The organism is Oxynema mangrovii CENA135, from assembly GCF_016632315.1.
Lineage (GTDB): Bacteria > Cyanobacteriota > Cyanobacteriia > Cyanobacteriales > Laspinemataceae > Oxynema > Oxynema aestuarii.
Window position 1 is genome coordinate 1,683,239 of the sequence record NZ_JAEOXH010000001.1, and the last position, 17,262, is coordinate 1,700,500.

Sequence of the window (17,262 nt, forward strand, 5' to 3'; positions counted from 1 at the left end):
AAGTTTTTAAAATCACTCATTATTGGCAAAGCTGATTTTGCTTGAGTAAATCTTTCCAAAAGATAGTAGAAACAAAAAAGGCGATCGCCGGAGTACGGTTTTGCTGTTTTTGGTGTTCGTCTACGATCGCATCCACGATTTTAGAATCAATTATATCGGATAACATCTGCGCGCCATCGCGCACGAAATCGGCGATCGTTGGAGTAGCAAACCATTCGGCATAATTCGCATAAGGACTCACCGGATATTGATTATTTCGCTTCCAATAAAGTAGGGGTGGTTTGGCCGACATTTTTAAGCTTTTTCCCTCTTCTGGAAAAGCTAAAAGTTGAGCGCAATTTTTCTGAATGGCAAATCGATGCCAGTGGGAACCCAATTTCCAAATTCGGCTTAAGTGCCAAATTGTATTGACCCAATTCTGGCTTAAAAAAGGCGCCCGCCAGCCGATATTGGCACCGTAGAGGGTCAAGCCGTTTCCCATAAAATTTTTGACTCGCTGTTCGAGATAAAATCGATCTAAACCGGGTAAGAATTGATGGTAAGATAGATCGATTAAGTGTTCCACGCGATCGCGCCGTCCCGTCTCGTCTAATTGCCGCCCTAACTCTGGGGTTAAATGATGCAGTTCTTCCGGTTGAAAAACCCGTTTTAAATACCCTTGCCAAAGTCTCGCCAAACTTGCCTCGGGTTCTTTCCATTGTTTCTCGATCGCTTCCCAACCGCGATCGTAGAAAAAGGTGCGGGCAAATTCCCCGTTTGTCCCGACAAAAAAGCTGGTATTGGGGTTTAATTGAGCTTGTTTGACATATAAATAAGTATGCCAATGGCGCGCTGTTTTAGTTCCGTTGGTTAAGCGGACAATTTGGGAACCGTAGGTTAAATAATCTTCGAGTTTGAGTTGGGAAACGGCTAATTTTAAGTTAAATTTTTTGGCAATTTGTCGGGAAATGATAACATCGGTACTTCGATCGAATCCCATGGTGAGCAAATCGGGTTTGCACCCTTGTCGCAGAAAGCTGCTGAGAATTAAACGCGAGTCAAATCCGCCGGACATGGACACGACAGGCTGAGTATTCGTCCAGCATTGAATTTCTCGATTGAAGTCATCGAGTGCAGTGTCGGGGTCGGTGTAAATTTGGGGGTGAATTTCGTCCCAAGTCAAGGTTTTTTGGTTTAACTGACCGTTTTTAAAATGGAGAATAGTTCCCGGGGGGACGCGGTGAATGTCCGGGTGCAAACTTTCGTTTTCTAAAAGATGTTCTAATCCGAGTAAGTTTCCTAATGCTTCCCAATTCCACGACCAGGATAATCCACTTTTTTGTAAGACGCCGAGAACGGTTTCGTCGTGGAAAATTTTGCCGTTTTTAACGGTATAATAGTATTGACAAACGCCGTAAATTGAGGTAATTAAATAAGTCTCTGAAGGGTGGGCGATCGCGATCGCGTAATTTCCACCGAGACGAGGGAAGTTTTCCACCCCATCTTGTAAAAATTTCTGCAAGAGGCGATCGCGGTTTAAGGAACAATATCCAATAATATTAAGCTGATAATCTTGAGTCTCGTCCACCATCAATTTAATTCCTATTTATTGGTGTTCGTCCGCATTCGATCGCGTGTTATTGCTGGGATTCACCCCAACGGCAATTAAGTTTTTGCCACGAACGACATCGACCTCGAAATGCATGACTTCTTTTAAGAAGATGTGAAAGGCATTCCACAAGAGGCGATCGTAAAACCATTGTTTTAAGCGTCGTTGATGTAGGGAAAATTCGCCTTTAATGTCTAAAATTTCATATCCAGTGACTTGCAAAATTTGACGCAAACTATCTTTAGTTAACGGGAGTTCGTGGGTGAAATCTCCAAAAAAGGTGCGAATATTAAAGGGATTGCTCATGTTAGGAACGCGCACGATCGCCCGACCTCCGGGAACGAGGCGATCGCGGACTAAAGACAAGGTTTCGAGGGCTTCGGACTTACTCAAATGTTCGAGAACGTCACTCATGACGACGATATCAAACTGTTCGTCGCACTGATGTAAGTAACTCAAAACATCGGTACATTCGACTTGAGTAAAGCCGCGATCGTGGCAAAACTGCACTAATTCTGGGGAGAGATCGATCGCGCGCAATTCCTGATATCCCAACTGCTGACAGCACCGTAAAAAAGCACCGGGTCCGCAACCAATTTCAAAGATTTTTGCGTTTCTATTCTCCGGTAAATAAGGACCGAAATAACGGGCGTATTGGTCGGCTTTATATTGCAGTAATTTGTCGTTTAAATTACTTCCCGGATCGTAGGTGGTGGTCAGATATCGTTCGTAAAGTTGGGAACGATAAGACAGTTGGGAATTGTCGGACATGGTTTATTCTCCGAATTCACTCTCCGGCGATCGCGCTACCGTGGCGTTTTTGGTGCCACTGCCACGCATGACTTATGATAGCTTCGAGATCGGGATATTGGGGAGTCCAGCCGAGAATTTTGGCGGCTTTTTCGCAACTTCCGACTAAACTGGGCGGATCTCCGGGGCGGCGATCGCCGATTTGGGTGGGGATTTTCTGCCCCGTCACTTTTTCGGCTGTTTCGATGACTTGTTTGACTGAAAAACCGCCGCCACTGCCTAAGTTAAAAAAGTCAGTTGTCCCTCCTTTTAGTAAGTATTCTAAGCCTAAAACATGAGCGGAAGCTAAATCGTTGACGTGGATGTAATCGCGGATACAAGTTCCGTCTGGAGTGGGATAATCGGTGCCGTAAATGGCGATCGATTGGCGCATTCCTAACAGGGTTTGCAAGACTAGGGGGATTAAATGAGTTTCGGGGTCGTGATCTTCGCCGAGTAACCCGTTCGGATCGGCTCCGGCTGCGTTAAAATAGCGGAAACTCACGGATTTAAAATCGTAAGCGCGATCGAAATCAATTAACATCCGTTCGACCATTAATTTGGTCATTCCGTAGGGATTGATCGGGTTTTGTGGGTGGTCTTCGGTTAACGGTAATTGTTGCGGAATGCCGTAAGTCGCGCAAGTCGAAGAAAAGACAAATGTTTTGACTCCAGCCGCTAACATGGCTTCGAGTAAAGTCAGGGTTCCGGTGACATTATTGCTGTAATATTTCGCCGGATCGGTGACGGATTCGCCGACATAAGCATAAGCGGCAAAATGCATGACGGCGGCGATCGGGTGGGTTTGAAAGAGGCGATCGAGTAAGGGACGATCGCGGGTATCTCCCCTCACTAATTCGACATCGAGAACGGTTTCGACAAGTTCTCGATGTCCGTACACTAAATTATCGAGAATGACGACGCGATATCCCGCCCGTTTTAAGGCGAGAACGGCATGAGAACCGATATATCCGGCTCCGCCTGTTACGAGAATTGTAGAGTTAACCTCACTCACGGTTGAGTCCTTTTTTACGGTTTTCTAAACGCTGGTAGAAATTTTCGCAGTAAAACGCAAAAATCGGGACGATCGCATCAATTTGTTACGAAAAAAAAGAGAAGAGTTCTAGCGATCGCCCGCGATCGTCCGACCCTACGGATCGCCTCGCCGGAGATCGAACCGGGGCTTTACTCGTAAACGACTTTAATTTTTCCGTATTGGAGGGCTTCAAAAATTCGATTGATTTGACGGCGATCTTCGTCGGTGATGGATTTGCCGTCGAGCATGGCACGGGTAATTTGTAGGTGTTCTTGAGGAGTGATCCGATTGGATTCTAAAATCGCTTCGGTCATGCGATCGATGGGAGGAATTTGCGGTTTACTTTGAGCCATTTGAGATCGATGTTCGGAAATGATTTAAAATAGGGAAAATGCCAGTTTTTGCCCGAATCTTTTTTTATTTTATGACCGATCGCCCGTGGAACTGGTAAATTTTTAGCCGCAAAATTGTAAAGAGTTGATAAATTTTAACTGCCCGGGCGACGATCGCGCCTTTCGTAAGCTTTCCTCTTTCTCTAATGAAAATCTACAGACTTCCGGCCTTTTCCGATAACTATATCTTTTTAATTCACGACCCCCAACGGCAAAGCGCGGCAACGATCGATCCCGGAGATGCGGGTCCGGTGTTGCAGCAACTCGATCGCCTCGGCGCCCGACTGGTGGCGATTTTCAACACCCACCACCATTTCGACCACGTGGGGGGCAATACCATTTTGACCGAAGCCTTTCCCCAGTGCGTCGTCTATGGCGGCGATCGCGATCGCGGTCGAATCCCCGGTCAGCAGGTCTTTTTAAACGAAGGCGATCGCGTCGAATTCGGCGATCGCACTGCCGAGGTTTTCTTCGTTCCCGGACATACCCGCGCCCATATCGCCTACTATTTTCCCCCAGTCGCGGGGGAAGACGCCGGAAATCTCTTTTGCGGGGATACTTTATTCGCGGGGGGCTGCGGCAGACTTTTTGAAGGAACCCCCGCCCAAATGCTCGATTCGTTGAGTAAATTGCGCCAACTCCCCGAATCTACCCAAATTTGGTGCGCTCACGAGTATACGTTGAAAAATTTGCGATTTGCCTTGACCGTCGATGGGGACAACCCGCACTTACAACGACGCTTTGAAGCGGTCAAAATTGCCCGCGATCGCGATCGACCCACCATTCCGACCTCGTTAGACGTGGAAAAACGGACCAATCCTTTCTTACGCTGGGACGATCCGTCACTACAGGACAGCGTCCACACCACCGATCCCGCGACTACCTTCGCCCGCTTGCGCGAACGCAGAGACCGCTTTTGAGTTTGACGGGGCTGGAGACAGGTTGAGTGTCCTCTCGACGGAAGGGAGATCCGGACAGGCGATCGCCCAACTTGCGATCGCACTCCAACTCACCCTAAAATAAAGAGTTCTGGCACGTAACCACCGACCGATCGCGACTCCTTGAGAAACAAAGGCGTCCGACCCAAGATCCGGTTGCAATTAGCTCGCGCATAAGACAGTAACGACAATCATGGCTAAACGAGTTCAGTTAGTTTTAAATCAAGACGTGAAAAAGCTGGGGAAATCCGGCGATCTCGTCGAAGTGGCTCCCGGTTACGCTCGTAACTATTTAATCCCCAAAGGATTTGCGGTACGCACGACCCCGGGCATTTTGCGCCAAGTCGAACGCCGCAAAGAAAAAGAGCGTCAGCGCTTAATCGAAGAAAAGCAACAAGCCGAAGCCCGCAAAACGGCGCTGGAAACCATCGGTCGCTTTACAATTTCCAAACAGGTCGGGGAAGGCGATGCCATTTTTGGAACCGTCACCGATCGCGAAGTCGCCGATGCGATCCAAGCAGTCGCCAATCAAGAAATCGATCGCCGTGGCATTACCCTTCCGAGTATCAGCAAGACGGGTTTCTACAAAGCCGAAGTCAAACTGCATCCGGAAGTGACCGCAGAAATCGAAATTCAAGTCGTCCCCCAATAAGCGGGGCGGTTGTTTTTGGCTTGGTGGGTCGTGACGGGCTGATTCCCGTCGAAAACCCCTGTTTTCTCGATGTAGAGGCGCGAGCGATCGCGTCTCTCGCTCCCAGATTTTCTCATTCGAGGCTCGATCGTGGTTGAATCCCCGAACTTTCAAGCCAGCGCCGATCGCCTTCCGCCCCAAAATATCGAAGCGGAAGAATCGATTTTAGGTGGAATTCTCCTCGATCCTGAAGCGATTAATCGCGTGGTAGACAAGCTCGTTCCCGATGCCTTTTCTATTGTCGCCCACCGCCACATTTATAACGCCACTCTCGACCTTCATCAGAGGGGCAAACCGACGGATTTGATGACCGTGACCACCTGGTTGAGCGATCGCCAACTGCTCGAAAAAATAGGCGGTCAAAGTAAGTTAGCTCAATTAGTAGATCGCACGGTTTCCGCCGTCAATATCGAACAATATGCCGATCTCGTCATCGATAAATATATCCGCCGTCGCCTCATCCACGCGGGTCACGATGTTGCCAATTTAGCTTACGAAACTTCTTTAGATCTCAAAACTATTCTCGATCGCGCCGAACAAAAAGTGTTCGGATTGAGTCAGGAACGCCCCCAACAAGGTTTAGTTCGGATCTCGGATACTCTCGTTCGCGCCTATCAAGAAGTCGAAATTCATCACCAAGGTTTAGCCTTACCCGGTTTGTCTTGCGGCTTTTACGACCTCGACGCGATGACGGGCGGTTTTCAGCGATCGGATTTGGCGATCGTGGCGGGAAGACCTGCCATGGGAAAATGTCTCGCCGCCTGTTCTGAAATTGTTTTAAATGACGGTTCTTTAGTCACGATCGCCGAGATTGTCCGTCAAAAACAGGCTCGCTTACTGACCTTAAACGAGCATCATTATAAATTTGAATTCACCGAAGCATCTGCCTTTATTGACGATGGCATTAAACCCGTTTTTCGGGTAACGACGCACTCCGGTCGCACGATTTCTACAACCTTGAGTCACCCGTATTTAACCCCCCAGGGTTGGCGACCTCTTTGGGAGTTGAATAGCGGCGATCGCGTCGCCGTTCCCGCAAAATTAACGGTTTTTGGCGATCGAAGCCTCGACGAACAAACTTTAGAAGCATTGGCAGAATCGGCGACGGGCGATCGCCCACTTCCCGCGATCGTTTTTCAATTAGAGCGATCGCAATTAGCTCGATTTTTAAACATTTTATTTCAGTGTAAAACTAAGAATCATTTATTTTCAAATTTATTTTCAGAAATTGAAACAAATGACGATCGAACGTTCGATCTTGGCGATCGTGTTGTCAACGTAGACAACGAAAAATTAGCCCGTCAACTACAACATTTACTCTTGCGATTTGGGATCCTTTCCCAACTGCGGCGATCGCCTCGTGGTTGGAGAATAGAGGGTTTATCCAGATGCAGTCTAGAACCAATGCGAACCCCGGTACCAATTCATTGGAGCGCAGTAGGGGACGGCGATCGTTCGTCAATCACTCTTTTAGAAAAACGCGATCGAAGCACGGGAGAATCCGCCGATTGTCGCGAAATTAATAGCGAAGTTCATAGCGAAATTTATTGGGATGAAATTATCGATATCGTTCCCCTCGGTCGCCAACAAGTTTATGACTTAACCATTCCTAAAACGCATAACTTTGTGGCTAACGATATCTGCGTACACAATACCAGTTTTGCCCTGAATATTGCCCGTAATATTGCCGAACATCACGAGTTACCCGTCGCCGTCTTTAGCTTGGAAATGTCTAAAGAACAACTCGTGCAACGGATGCTCGCTGGCGATGCAGGAATTGAAAGTAACCGTTTGCGATCGGGTCGCATCAGTCAAAACGAATGGGAACCGCTCACGAACGCCGTCGCGATGCTCTCGGAGTTACCGATTTTTATTGACGACACCCCCAATATTACCGTCACCGAGATGCGCTCTAAATGCCGCCGTTTGCAAGCGGAACAAGGCGGAAAAATGGGGTTAGTCTTGATCGATTATTTGCAATTAATGGAAGGGAGCAATCCGGATAATCGGGTTCAAGAATTATCAAAAATAACCCGAAGTTTGAAAGGGTTGGCACGGGAATTGAGCGTCCCGATTATTACCTTATCTCAACTCAGTCGGGGCGTAGAAGCGCGCAATAACAAACGTCCGATGATGTCCGACTTACGCGAATCCGGTTCGATCGAACAAGATGCGGATTTGGTGATCATGTTATATCGAGAAGAATATTATATGCCGGACACCCCCGATCGCGGCATCGCCGAAGTGTTGATTACCAAACACCGTAATGGACCGACAGGGGTGGTGAAATTATTATTCGATCCGCATTTAACGAAGTTTAAAAATTTAGCGCGATCGCCGGGAAATTATTGAGATTTTAGTCCTAACTTATCTAATAAATCTTCCCAACGAACGCCGTCTAAATTGGGTAAAACTGCATGAGCGTTACCGACGCGGTTGGTCGGCCCCAAACCGACGGCGTACATCCCCGCCGCTAAGGCAGCTTCGACCCCCGAGGCGGCATCTTCGACTACGAGACACTGTGGTGGAGCCACCCCAATTAACGAGGCGGCGTGGAGGAACAGATCGGGAGCGGGTTTGGACTGTTCGACGCTGTGACCGTCGGCGATCGCATCGACCAGAGGGGCAATTCCGAGCCGTTCTACGACCAATTGGGCGTTTTTACTGGCCGATCCGATCGCGATCGCGATCTGGTGCGATCGCAACTGTTCGAGTAAAGGAACGACCCCGGGAAGTAGGTCTTCCGGTCCCATCGTGTGGGTGAATTCCACGTAATACTCATTTTTACGAGCCATCATCCGTTCCATTTCCGCTTCGCTGAGGGGGCGATCGCCCAACATCTGCAACAGGGAATCGCGGCGAGACAGTCCGCGCATCGCTTCGTTCATCTCGCGATTGAAGGGAATCCCTTCTTCGTCGGCGAGTTTCTGCCAACTGCGATAGTGGAACTCCGCAGTATCGGTCAGTACGCCGTCGAGATCGAAAATCACACCGCGAATCATTGAATTTTTCTGTCCATTGCGATCGTCGTTCGTCGAATCGGAAGCGTTTAAATCGAACTCGTAAGTTTTACCCCGCCATTGCAACTTAAACTTGAGTCGGGTCCACCCGGGGGGAAAATGGGGGGTGGCGATCGGTTCGTCCCCGGGGACGATTCCCGGCAATTGGACGCCGCCAAAGCCGAACACCACCGCCTGCCAGACCCCGCCCGCCGAGGCAGCGTGTATGCCGTCGGCAGCATTTCCCCGCACGTCTTCCAGGTCTACCATAGCCGCGAGCATGAAATCTCGATAAGCTTCCTCGGGTTTGTCCAGATCGCAGGCTAAAATCGCGTGAATTGCCGGACCGAGAGAGGATCCGTAGGTGCGATCGGTACGCGGCGCGTAGTAATCCCAGTTCGTTCGCAGCACGTCGCGATCGTAGTACAACAAGTGATTTCCCGGGGACGCGATCGCCGGACCACTCCCGCGCAGCACGTACAGCAGCATTAACACGTCCGGTTGTTTGAGCACTTGGCGCTTGTTCGCCCCTTCGATCCCGAGGATCGCCTGCATCGATCGCGTGCGCGGTTCGTATGCTTCCAGGTCGATATCTTCGAGTTGAAAGAACTTTTCGCACTGCTCGATCGCCCCCGTCGCCGGATCGTAGGGAATCCACAAGCCGCGCACGATATCGGCCCAACGCTGTTGGCGTTCTTCCGTTAAATCCAGTTGAGTTGTCAACGTCGCGCAGCGATCGCCGTCGTATTGCGCCAACCATTGCAAAATCGCCAACGCCGTTTGTAAGTGCCACTGCACCATCCGATTCGTAAAGGCATTATTATCGACCCGTTCGTGATATTCGTCCGGACCGATAACATTGCGGATCTCGTAGCGTTCCCGTTTGCCATCCCATTCGACGCGACTGCCCCAAAATAAGGCCGTATCGAGGATAATTTCGGCGCCGTAACGGCTCATCCACTCGTCATCCCCGGTGGCTTGCCAATATTGCCAAATTGCATAAACGACATCGGTGGTGATGTGCAGTTCGCGATCGCCGCACCAAATCCGAATCGGTTCGGTTTCCGGATCCGTAGACAACACCCAACGCGGGGTCACTTCATCCCCCGTGTCCGCACTTTCCCAGGCAATCAACGCCCCGGGATAGCCACTGGCTTTCGCTTTGCGCCGACTCCCGGGTAAGGTGTGGTAGCGGTAGGTGAGCAAGTTGCGGGCCAGTTCCGGCTGGGTGAAGGTCAACGCCGGAACGATGAAAATTTCCGTATCCCAGAAAATATGCCCTTTATAGCCGAAACCGGACAGGGTTTTCGCCGGAATGCTGACGCGATCGTCGTCCCGTGGCGTGGCGATCGCCAGTTGAAATAAGTTGTAACGGACCGCGAGTTGTGCTTTGAGGTCCCCTTCGATGGTGATGTCCCACTTGTCCCAGGTGGCGGCCCAAGCCTTTTCGTGGCGCGATCGCAACTCGGTATAATCCCCTCGTTCGCTTAAATGGGCGATCGCCTCGGCGGCGGGATCTGGCGTTTCCCGGGTCGTGAATACGGTCAGAACTTTCGCCAAACTCACGGTTTGACCGGGACTGGCGCTAAAGGTCGCCGCGATCGTCGGGTAACCTTCGCATCCTTTCAGTTGAATGTCGGGATCGTTGGCCCCGCGTAAGTCGATCCGGGACGCCATCCCCAATTGGATCCGGGAATTGCGGGTCTGCACGTGCAACCACACCCCTTCGAGTAGCCGATCGCTACGCCCGATCGCCCCTTGGTTGACCCATTCCCAATGCACGATCCCCTGGTTTTCCGGATAACCGTTGATACTCGATTGAATTTCAATTTCTCCTTGAAAATCCACCGGAGTCACCCCGACCATCAGCGCCAAAACGTGGCGGTCGTCCAAACTGGCGAAGCGTTCAAAACTCAAGTCGAGGGTATGGCCCCCAGGCGATCGCCAGCGCACCCGGCGATCGAGCAATCCCCGTTTTAAGTCGAGTTGGCGACTGTAACTGAGGATTTCGCCGCGATCGAGTCGGAAGCGTTCGCCTTCGATCGCGATCGACAGCGCCAACCAATCGGGACAGTTCGCCAGTTCCGTATAAACTACGGGGACGTCATCGTAGACCCCATTGATAAACGTCGCCGCCCAAGCGCCGGGATACCCTTCCTCAAAACTGCCGCGCGTTCCGAGATAACCGTTCCCGATGGTGAAAACCGTTTCTTTGTGATGTTGGTGGTGGGGATCGAATTGAGTTTCACTCAAAACCCAATCGGAGTATAAGAAGGGGTGGGGAGCAACTTTGGCGTCCATCACAGCTTTTAGAGTTTAGAGTTTAGAGTTTAGAGTTTAGATTGTAGATTTTAGATTCGGGTAGTTTTTGCAGATCCAGGGTAAATTTTGGGATCGGTCGGCGATGGTTAGATCTGAGCACAACATCGGCGAAACTCCGGCGGTCTCGATCTCCAACCCGTCAACCTTGACCATGTTCTGCGAGTAACCGCTCGGCTCTAGGCTTGTAAATGGCATAAAATAAAGCTTCCATATAGCGCAACAGCGCTTCTCGGTCTTCTTTTGCCGCCGATCGCCAAAATGCATAGGTTTTCGCGATCGCCAGCACGTGCTTGGCGTGCAGCTTCCAGTTATATTTCGCCCGCACCCGCTCGATCGCCCGTTGGGAAATTTCCGACCAGTAATCGGGATCGGCGTCGCGGCGATCGCTAAAATCGAGGATTTTGCGAGCCATTGCTTCTAAATCCGTCGGATCGATCGAAAAACCATTCTCCCCATCTTGAATAATTTCCGACGGTCCGCCGAATTGGGTCGCAAACGTCGGCAATCCGGAAATCATCGCTTCGATCGTCGTCAATCCGAAGGCTTCAAACCGCGCCGGATGCACGAAAATGCCGCGATTTTCGGCGATCGCCCGATAGACCCCGCCCGTGTCCGGCGTCGTCAGGCGCATTCCCACCCAGCGCAGCTTATTTTCGAGGGCGTAGCGGGCGATCGCCTCGTAAAGTTGTTCGATTTCCGCTTTTTCTTCTTCATCTTTGGCGCGATCGCGGTGAATCGTGCGCGTGAGAAAGACTAAGTTATAGCGCTCTTGCAACCCAGGCGATCGTCCGAAACATTCGACCAATCCCGAGAGATTTTTGACCGCCGTCAGGGGGGCGATCGCCAACATGGCGGGTTTGTCCGGATCGTCCAATTTCCCAAAAATATCCGGGTCTTCACGGGTCAGCAGCAGGCTTTTGAGGCGATCGCGCCGTGTTAGTTCCCTGTCTCCATCCGCACCCACGCGATCGGTTTCAAAATAGGGAAAAAAGATATGTTCGTCAACCCCCGGCGGGACGAGATTAAACTTTGGATCGAACAGTTCGATCCCGTTCACCACGTGATACAGTTCGGGCATGGTAAAGATTTTGTAAGATTCGTAATGCCCGACCGTATCCGGCGTTCCTACAATTTCTTGATAGGTACTCGTCAGGATAAAATCCGCCGCATTCATGGCGATCGTATCCGCCGTAAATTGTAGGGAAAAATGATAGCGCTCTTCTAAATCTTGCCAGTAAAGATTGCTAAATAAATATCTCGGTTTTTCCAAAACATGGGCGATATGACCGTAAGGGACGTCAAACTGTCTCGACAGGAGAAAAGCGACTAAGTTACCGTCGGAATAGTTGCCGAGAATCGCATCTGGCGATCCTTCAAACTCTCGAACTAATTCTGTTTGAGCATCTAAAGCGAAGGTTTCTAAATACGGCCAAATCTCTCGTTTTGAGAGCCAATTTTGGGTTAAATTGGCATTGAACTCTCGGAACGGAACTCGCAAGATCCAAGCATTCTCTGTATCTTCGAGTTTTTCGAGTCTTTGATGACAAACCGTTCCTTCACTGTTAGGGATTAATCGCGTCAAAACGATCGCTTTCGCCCGAACGCCATAACGATCTAATCCGGCGAGTTTAATTTCATTTTGCAGTTGATTTTCTAAATAACGGGCTTGATTGAGAACGTAAACTAGTTGTCCGCTTGTTTCCGATCGCCCCAAGACTTCTTCTTGCGCCACCCACCCGTGAACGGAGACTAAAACAATATTAAAAATTAGGGGAATATGAGCCAGAAAGGCTTCTAAAACGGCGCGATCTGAGGTTCCAATCGGTTTGTTGAGAAATTCGAGAACGGTACGCACTCGACTGGCGTTATAGCCCCACCCTGGCTCAAATCCGAGCTGTCTGAGGTCTTGTTCGAATACTGGGTAAGGACTGTCCGGGTCGAGGCTATCGATCGCCTTTAAGGCTTCGATCGCTTGTTGGGAAAGTTGTTCGCGATTGGTAATGCGATCGTTCAAAAATAAAGGAGTTTCTCGATAGGTGCGATCGCGCAACAAATCGAAAACAACGGACAACCATTGTTCGGGTTCGTGAAATCGTTTTGCCGATAATTCGCTATTGAGAAACTCCAGTCCACTGCCAATATTGCGCGCGTCCCGGATACTGGGAGAATGAGCGTAAAAGGGCGTCATATCAATTTCGAGTAACCCGCCCTTTTCTGGGAAAAAACGACCGACTATACGATCTCGAAAAGCGAGTAAATCTCGCACGTTTGCTGGTTCTACGCGATCGCAATCCCGATCGAGTTTGCAAATCTCTTGCGAGGCGATTCTCGGACGCAATAAAAACCAGATTTCGCGATCGTCGAGAATCAGTTCGTGGGTGTAATGGATTAATTCTCCCAAGGAGGAAGAGTGAAAAAAATAGGCGGGTTTTTCGCGATCGCTGCAATATTCTGAAAAAGCTTGTAAAATTTGATTCCGGAGGAAATAGCGATCGCTATCTTTACTTAATTGCGCGATAAATTCATACAGATCGACTTTTTCACTGCTTTTTAAAACCGCTTGAACCAGTTCGGACATAATTCCCCCATACTGGATCGAAAGAGTTATAAAATAATCTTTTTTGACTTTAGATAAAATGAGACCATCGAGGCGGGCAGTTCGCCCGCCTTCTTGAGTTTAGGCGATTGAAGAAAATTTGGTTTTGTTATTAGGAGTTAGCACCGTTGGACTCTGCGGAACCGACGGCGCGATCGCCTCGTCGGGGAGTTCTTGCCAACAGTGGGTACAAAACCAATACACCCTTCCTTTACGGGCGTGGCGCAGCAAAGCATCACCACAGCAAGGACAAGTATTCATTGCCATTCTTCTGAGACCTCCTTTTGTGGTTGCCGATCGTTGCTTGGAGGAAGGAAGGCAAGAGGCAAAAAGCAAGAATCCAAAGGCTACAAATCTAATTCTGTAGTGCGGAAATCTTGCCCGCGCCTCTGCTCGAAAGTCCCCTCAATTCATATTTCAGACTTCGGACTTTTGAGTGCCAACTTCCCCATTCAATTAGGCAACTAATTGCCCAGAACTGACCCGTCCGTTGCGGTTCATACTTTCCGCGATCGCCTTTTGATAGGCGAGTTCGTAATCGTCTACCATGCGATTGACGCTAAAGCGGCTAACCACATAATCGCGGCAAGTTTGGCGATCGAGTTGCAGTGCTTTTGGAAGTGCCTCGACCATTTCATCGACATTATTGCAGACAAATCCAGTTTTTCCATGAGCGATCACTTCGGGAACCGAACCCAAGTTCATCGCCAGAACTGGGGTTCCCGTACACATGGACTCGATCATCACTAAGCCGAAGGGTTCTCTCCAGGTAATCGGGAAGAGAGTGACCGCCGCGTTGCCGAGTAATTCGACTTTTTGTTCGTGAGTGGTTTCGCCGAGATATTCGATTTGGTCGCCGTCGAGGTACGGTTTAATTTCCTGTTCGTAGAATTCGAGATCGACGCGATCGATTTTCCCGGCCATTTTTAATTTCCACCCGGTTTTTTTGGCAATGGCGATCGCGTGATGCGGGCCTTTTTCCGGTGAAAGTCGTCCTAAAAATGCTAAGTAAGGGGGATTGTGCGGCTTGGCTTTAAAGGGATATTCTTCGATCGCCATGCCGTTATAAACGGTACTGATGTAATTGAGTCCTAAATCGGTTTCCCGTTGGGCGTCGCTAATGCTGATAAAGTTTTGATCTCGATGTTGTTGGTAAATTTTGCGACTGTCTGCGGTGAAAATGCCGTGAATCGTGTGAACGATTGGGGTTTTGGCAAAATCGGCAAACGGAAGCGCCGTAAATCCGGTATGAAAATGGATTAAATCAAAATTTTGAGCGCGCTGACAAACTCTTTGCAGTTGCATTAAGTCGTAAACGCCGGGTTCTTTAACACTCGGGTCGAGGCGTAAGGCCCTCGGGGCGATCGATTCGAGTTGGGCTAGGGTTTGCGAGTCGCCGGAGGCGAATAAGGTGACGTCGTGACCGCGACGGACCAATTCGTCGGTGAGGTGACCGACGACTAATTCGATGCCACCATAACCCGGCGGGGGAACTCGTTCCCATAACGGTGCAACTTGAGCAATCCGCATATTTCTATTGTCTCCTGAAGCGTAATTTTAATCCTGAAACGAAAGGAAGAGAACGCTCGATCGTTCGAGTGAGAAATTGGATTGAGAAATAGCTAAGAAAGGATTTTCCTGCTAAGTCGAGCTTGGTTTCATGGTTTTACCCCTTAGATTGATAGTGACGCATTCGGTTTGTCGTATCGCTTACCGATGTATGCGACGTCTGGCTCGATCGAGGTTTACGATTGCAAATTAACCCGTTCTTCAAGTTGCTGGCTAGTCGGGTTAACCGTACTTTGCTTTTAGTTGACAGTTTTTCTATCTTTTTCTCCAAGGTCGCGATCGCTTTTTACGCTCAAAAATCGTTTTTTTTCAGCCGATCCAGCCTTTTTCCGGAGGTGAAGGCTTGAGGCGTCCCCAATGGCTGGTAAAAAGTAATTTAGGTTACTAAAAATCCCAGTTCAGATCCTGGTCGTTCGGCTTTTATCCCGGATTGCCGCTTTCCATTTCATGCATTTCATTGCAAATGGGTGGCGATTCGCTTCCGCCTCCCTTTAAGTAAAAAAGCTTAAAAACTTACAAAAATCCGGATTTTTCGCAAAAATTAGATTTTGCTGACTTGATCCGGAATCGATACTTTGTACGATCTAAAGCATTAAATTCGGCGAAGGTCAGTCCCGATCGCCACGTCCGCGATCGCCTCCTGGGAGGGAGAGGTAGGGAAAACCGCCCAAAAAGAGTTAGGTTCTTGCGAATTTCGGGGGGAAGCACCCCCATTTCAGGCAGAAATCACTTGTGGGATGTAAATGGTGCGATCGACTTCGAGGGCGTCGGGATAGATATCGTTCTTAATCGCGATCGTGTCGTAATAGTCCACATCTGCCGATCCCAGGGTTTTTTCGGCGATCTCTTCGAGGGTGTCGCCGGGTTGGATGCGATAGGGTACCCAGTTATAGCGCCGTCCGTGTAGGGTAAACTGTTCGGAGTTTTTGAGCCATTGTTGATAGCGATCGCTGCGATTTAACACGAGGCGAGATTCCGCTTGGGCGATCGCCTTTTGCCACACCAGATAGCCGTTGCGACTCAAATGGACGCCGTCGGTCGTCAGCGATCGTCGTAAAATATCCCCGGGTTCGGTAAAGCGGGAATTGAGTTCTAAATACATGGCGCCTTGCTTGCGGGCGATCGTCTCTAACTCCGCATTAATTTTGCGAATGCGCGTATTCGGGAGTGCCCCCAACCGCGTCGGTAAAATCGACTGCAACACCACTCGCGCCTCGGGATGAGCTTGACGAATTTCATCGACAATATATTCGAGATTTTTAAGAATGACCCAGTCCGGTTTTCCCTGTCTCAGGTCGTTGATCCCGCCCAATACGTAAATGGCATCCGGTCGCGTTGCCGAAAACGCCCACAAGCGTTTGAGCATTCCTGCCGTATTATCCCCAGAAATCCCTTGATTGAGCCACAAGCGCCCAGAAATGAGCAATTCTGGCGGAAACCACAGGGTCAGCGAATCCCCCAGCAGGACAACTAAGCGATTGGCCCCTTGTCCGTAGGCGATCGCCTTAGCTTCTCGATATAGGAGATCTTTCCAATCTTGATAGGTCGGTTGTCCCGTCGCCCCTTCCCAGACTTCCCGAAAACTATCCGGCGGAAGTAGGGTGTAAGTTCGTCCGGCGTTGAGTCCTTCGAGTCGTTGTTTGTAAAGTTGGATGCCAGAAGTCGGTCTGTACATAGATCGGCAAAACCCAGCGATCTGGAGATTGAGGAGCTTTCCATTGTGGGCGATCGGATCGCCAACACTGATTTAAAACTGAGAAAAATCGACGCTCACCGTCCCCTGGTGTCGGGTCACGGCGATCGCACCCCCATTTTCAATCAAATAGTGCCATTTCAAACCCCCATCGGGCAAATCGTAGCTACATTTTGGCGATCCGAGTTGCGTTTCGACTTCAGCCAACGAAGTCAACACTCCTCCATCTTTAAGCCGTTGTTTGAATTGATTCGCTACAGTTGCCGACAATTCCTCAATTCCTAAATAAATCGACCCTTCCGGACAAGAGGACAAGCGACGATCTAAAACCAGCATGGGTCGAGACGGATTTTCGCGAGCAACTTGGGAACCCTTCGATCGCGAATATTGAATGAATTGCGGTTGGGACAAGCCTAAAATTTTGGCGCTTTGAGAAACTCCAGACCCAAAACAAAAGGAACGATTGCACTCACTGCGTCTCCCAAGGGACAGAGGGAGGAAAGTTCCAAAGAGAACGAACCCTAATAGTCCATAAAATAACACCCGAGTCAGTCCCATGATGGCGATCCCAACAACACCTATCGATCCAATTTTAACTTCACTTCCCAATCCTATCTGAGTTGTGAAATGAATCGATAACGAGCATTCC

General features: G+C 49.6%; 13 protein-coding genes. 3 read left to right on the top strand and 10 right to left on the bottom strand.

Translation table 11 applies throughout. The annotated features are described in order from the left end of the window. Window positions 1-19: 19 nt before the first annotated feature. From JJD41_RS06715 to JJD41_RS06730, 4 genes are all read right to left on the bottom strand, one after another. Window positions 20-1,570, bottom strand: coding sequence for an asparagine synthetase B family protein (locus JJD41_RS06715; protein ID WP_200665249.1), 1,551 nt, complete (start codon window positions 1,568-1,570; stop codon window positions 20-22). Between the two features lie 15 nt (window positions 1,571-1,585). Next, complete coding sequence (locus JJD41_RS06720) at window positions 1,586-2,359, bottom strand: class I SAM-dependent methyltransferase (protein ID WP_200665250.1); 774 nt, start codon at window positions 2,357-2,359, stop codon at window positions 1,586-1,588. Between the two features lie 16 nt (window positions 2,360-2,375). Beyond that, entirely contained in the window at window positions 2,376-3,392 is a 1,017-nt protein-coding gene (gene galE / locus JJD41_RS06725) for a UDP-glucose 4-epimerase GalE (RefSeq protein WP_200665251.1), read from the bottom strand. A gap of 170 nt (window positions 3,393-3,562) precedes the next feature. Then, window positions 3,563-3,766, bottom strand: coding sequence for a hypothetical protein (locus JJD41_RS06730; protein WP_200665252.1), 204 nt, complete (start codon window positions 3,764-3,766; stop codon window positions 3,563-3,565). A 185-nt stretch (window positions 3,767-3,951) separates the two neighbouring features. Between JJD41_RS06730 and gloB the strand changes: the two genes are divergently transcribed. From gloB to dnaB, 3 genes are all read left to right on the top strand, one after another. Next, entirely contained in the window at window positions 3,952-4,725 is a 774-nt protein-coding gene (gloB, locus tag JJD41_RS06735; RefSeq protein ID WP_200665253.1) for a hydroxyacylglutathione hydrolase, read from the top strand. Window positions 4,726-4,936: 211 nt separating this feature from the next. Continuing rightward, window positions 4,937-5,395 (top strand): 50S ribosomal protein L9, encoded by a 459-nt coding sequence (rplI, locus tag JJD41_RS06740; protein ID WP_168569336.1) that lies wholly within the window; start codon window positions 4,937-4,939, stop codon window positions 5,393-5,395. A gap of 129 nt (window positions 5,396-5,524) precedes the next feature. Further along, on the top strand, window positions 5,525-7,786 hold the full coding sequence (gene dnaB / locus JJD41_RS06745) for a replicative DNA helicase (protein WP_370583744.1): 2,262 nt from the start codon (window positions 5,525-5,527) through the stop codon (window positions 7,784-7,786). On the opposite strand, the gene pgmB is transcribed toward dnaB, so the two are convergent. The 6 genes from pgmB to JJD41_RS06775 form a co-directional block, all read right to left on the bottom strand. Continuing rightward, window positions 7,780-10,686, bottom strand: a complete 2,907-nt coding sequence (gene pgmB / locus JJD41_RS06750; RefSeq protein WP_370583745.1) for a beta-phosphoglucomutase — start codon at window positions 10,684-10,686, stop codon at window positions 7,780-7,782. The two genes, dnaB and pgmB, sit on opposite strands and share 7 nt — an antisense overlap. Before the next feature lie 208 nt (window positions 10,687-10,894). Next, window positions 10,895-13,333, bottom strand: coding sequence for a sucrose synthase (locus JJD41_RS06755; protein WP_200665255.1), 2,439 nt, complete (start codon window positions 13,331-13,333; stop codon window positions 10,895-10,897). 99 nt (window positions 13,334-13,432) lie between these two features. Next, entirely contained in the window at window positions 13,433-13,612 is a 180-nt protein-coding gene (locus JJD41_RS06760; protein WP_234488533.1) for a hypothetical protein, read from the bottom strand. Window positions 13,613-13,807: 195 nt separating this feature from the next. After that, window positions 13,808-14,881 (bottom strand): glycosyltransferase family 4 protein, encoded by a 1,074-nt coding sequence (locus tag JJD41_RS06765; protein ID WP_200665256.1) that lies wholly within the window; start codon window positions 14,879-14,881, stop codon window positions 13,808-13,810. A gap of 754 nt (window positions 14,882-15,635) precedes the next feature. Next, window positions 15,636-16,595: a GDSL-type esterase/lipase family protein gene (locus JJD41_RS06770; protein ID WP_200665257.1), complete on the bottom strand. Its 960-nt coding sequence runs from the start codon at window positions 16,593-16,595 to the stop codon at window positions 15,636-15,638. Between the two features lie 72 nt (window positions 16,596-16,667). Further along, window positions 16,668-16,949, bottom strand: a complete 282-nt coding sequence (locus tag JJD41_RS06775) for a hypothetical protein (RefSeq protein WP_200665258.1) — start codon at window positions 16,947-16,949, stop codon at window positions 16,668-16,670. Between the last annotated feature and the right edge of the window lie 313 nt (window positions 16,950-17,262).

Bases quoted from the DNA above. Each gene is read 5' to 3' on its own strand.
- JJD41_RS06765 (WP_200665256.1), bottom strand. From the start codon at position 14,881: ATGCGGATTGCTCAAGTTGCACCGTTATGGGAACGAGTTCCCCCGCCG.
- JJD41_RS06770 (WP_200665257.1), bottom strand. From the start codon at position 16,595: ATGTACAGACCGACTTCTGGCATCCAACTTTACAAACAACGACTCGAA.
- JJD41_RS06755 (WP_200665255.1), bottom strand. From the start codon at position 13,333: ATGTCCGAACTGGTTCAAGCGGTTTTAAAAAGCAGTGAAAAAGTCGAT.
- JJD41_RS06730 (WP_200665252.1), bottom strand. From the start codon at position 3,766: ATGGCTCAAAGTAAACCGCAAATTCCTCCCATCGATCGCATGACCGAA.
- JJD41_RS06760 (WP_234488533.1), bottom strand. From the start codon at position 13,612: ATGAATACTTGTCCTTGCTGTGGTGATGCTTTGCTGCGCCACGCCCGT.
- JJD41_RS06775 (WP_200665258.1), bottom strand. From the start codon at position 16,949: ATGCTGGTTTTAGATCGTCGCTTGTCCTCTTGTCCGGAAGGGTCGATT.
- JJD41_RS06720 (WP_200665250.1), bottom strand. From the start codon at position 2,359: ATGTCCGACAATTCCCAACTGTCTTATCGTTCCCAACTTTACGAACGA.
- JJD41_RS06715 (WP_200665249.1), bottom strand. From the start codon at position 1,570: ATGGTGGACGAGACTCAAGATTATCAGCTTAATATTATTGGATATTGT.
- rplI (WP_168569336.1), top strand. From the start codon at position 4,937: ATGGCTAAACGAGTTCAGTTAGTTTTAAATCAAGACGTGAAAAAGCTG.
- gloB (WP_200665253.1), top strand. From the start codon at position 3,952: ATGAAAATCTACAGACTTCCGGCCTTTTCCGATAACTATATCTTTTTA.